General features: G+C 70.9%; 2 protein-coding genes. One reads left to right on the top strand and one right to left on the bottom strand.

Annotated features, from left to right (window positions below):
• The first annotated feature begins 91 nt into the window (after positions 1-91).
• Positions 92-820, top strand: a complete 729-nt coding sequence (locus CM1CMNOD_RS05320; RefSeq protein ID WP_013872633.1) for a hypothetical protein — start codon at positions 92-94, stop codon at positions 818-820.
• Between the two features lie 119 nt (positions 821-939).
• Here CM1CMNOD_RS05320 and CM1CMNOD_RS05315 read toward each other — a convergent pair whose 3' ends face one another.
• Complete coding sequence (locus CM1CMNOD_RS05315; RefSeq protein WP_013872632.1) at positions 940-1,683, bottom strand: hypothetical protein; 744 nt, start codon at positions 1,681-1,683, stop codon at positions 940-942.
• Positions 1,684-2,001: the final 318 nt, after the last annotated feature.

Raw genomic sequence — 2,001 nt, 5'->3', positions numbered from 1 at the left:
CCCCCACGCCGTCCCCTCACGTAGTTCCCCCACGTCACCTGCCCCTGACAGCACCTGCCCCTGACGACATCTCGGCAGGAGGAGGATCTCCATGAACTTCCGGGTGGTTGCCGTCACCCTGCTGCTCGGCGGCGGCCTGGCCCTCAGCGCGACACTGGGATCGCCGGCCACCGCCCAGCAGTTGCAGGAACAGCTTCCCGACTGCGCCGGCCCGGTCAGCTTCGCTTCGGTTGATCCCGAACGGGTCCTGGCAGGCGGGTCGGTGCTCTTCAGCAGTTGCGGCTTCGCGCCGGGCAGCACAGTCACCATCGACGACAACGGCGCGCGCACCCGGACCGTGACCGCGGACAACGCGGGCGGCTTCGCGATCCGGCTGACCCTGCCCACCCAGGGGGATCACTATCTGACCGCCAGCGGAACGCCGAAGGATGCGGTTGACGCGGCGTCGTATGCCGGGCCGGCCGGCGGCGGCATCGGGGCACAGCCGGCCGACGCCGAGGAGCGCAAGGCCGTCGGCATGGTCTGGGTGGACTCTTCCGGTGCCGCGGCCAGCGCCGACGACGCGGACACAGCCGGGGAGGCCGGCGGGGACGCGGACGGCGCCCTTCCGGTTTCCGGTACCCAGGCCGGTGTGCTCGCGGCGGCCGTCGCGGCCCTGATCGGTGGCGGCGTGTTCTTCCGCTCGCTGCGCCACCGAGCCCGGGACCGGGACACGCCCTCACCGGCGGCCCAAGCCGTCGCCGGCGGGCCATCTCCAACGGATCCGCGGTCGCCCGGGTCACGCCCGGACGACCACCACCGTCCACCAGGCACGGCATAGGCGGTGCCTGACGCTCCAGGCCGTTCCTGACGGATGTTCGGTCGCGCGGGCCACGCCCGGGCGACCGAACATCGACCAGCAGCCGACCAATAAGTCGACCAGTATCCGTCAGGGACGGCCTAACCCTGTCGTCCGGAGCCGTCCGGGCTCAGTAACTCAAGGTCGTCCACGGTCACGAGAGCAGCGGCGATCACCCATTCGCCGAGCCGGACGATGTAGTCGGGCAACCGGCGCGACGCCGGTCCCGGCTCGTCCCGCAGCAACCCGGGTATCCCCTGCCCGGCAAGGTTGCTACGAACGGTGGCAAGCCGCGAGCGGACATAGTTGTCGTCGCGGTTGACCCGCCGGGCGATCTCCCGGTACGTGGCGAACGGCGCGTGGTTGTCGCCGGTGCGCAGCCGCGGTTCGCAGAGAGCCACCAGCAGCAGACGTTCGGTCTGGGTGAGGCGGACGGAGATCTGCATCGTGTCCTGATCGCGGTGCACCTGCTGCCGGCGATGGTGGACGACGTCGATCTGGTGGCGCTCGCCGTCCGTGCCAACGGCGACGATGTGGAATTCGGCCAGCCCCGCGGACAGCGCCGTGCCCGGCGACACGATGTGATGAGTGTCGCCGCTGGCGGTCAGCAGGAGCAGGGGATGCCGACCGGTGTTGCTGATGACGATCGCGCCTTCGCTCTCGGCCAGCGTCCCGGCCCGGCGGGAGACAAGCAGATCCTGTGGATCGGCCCCGAACGGGATGTCACAGCCGGCCCGACCGAAGGTCAGCCGCCGACCTGCTCCGAGATTCCATCTCCGTCCGCCCGCGACGATCCTCGCGACGACCGCCGGTGTTGCCGCGTCCGGTATCCCTCGTGGGACCATGCGTCTTCGCCGCCCCTTTCATGCCGACCCGATGAGCCTAGCTACGAAAAGACCCGCTGGCTGTCATGTCCGAATCACCGTCCGGACCGCCTTCTTCCAGCGGCTGGTCCGGACAGTTCACCGGGACGCCCCGCCCCGCTCGACGGCGATCCTGAGAACGCTCCCGGGGCCCGGGCCGCCCGGACCTCAAGGGGAGCACCCCTGCTCCGGTGCGGGGGCGCTCTGTTCGGGTGCCCGTGGGCCCGGCAGGATCTGTTCTGCGCCCACCGGCAGGCACCGCAAGGATGCCGGGGCGTACCTCGACTGGGGGGCCGAGGT

Origin of the sequence: Protofrankia symbiont of Coriaria myrtifolia (genome assembly GCF_900634755.1) — a bacterium.
In the GTDB taxonomy this organism is placed as follows: domain Bacteria; phylum Actinomycetota; class Actinomycetes; order Frankiales; family Frankiaceae; genus Protofrankia; species Protofrankia coriariae.
This window is presented reverse-complemented; position numbering and strand designations above follow the sequence as displayed.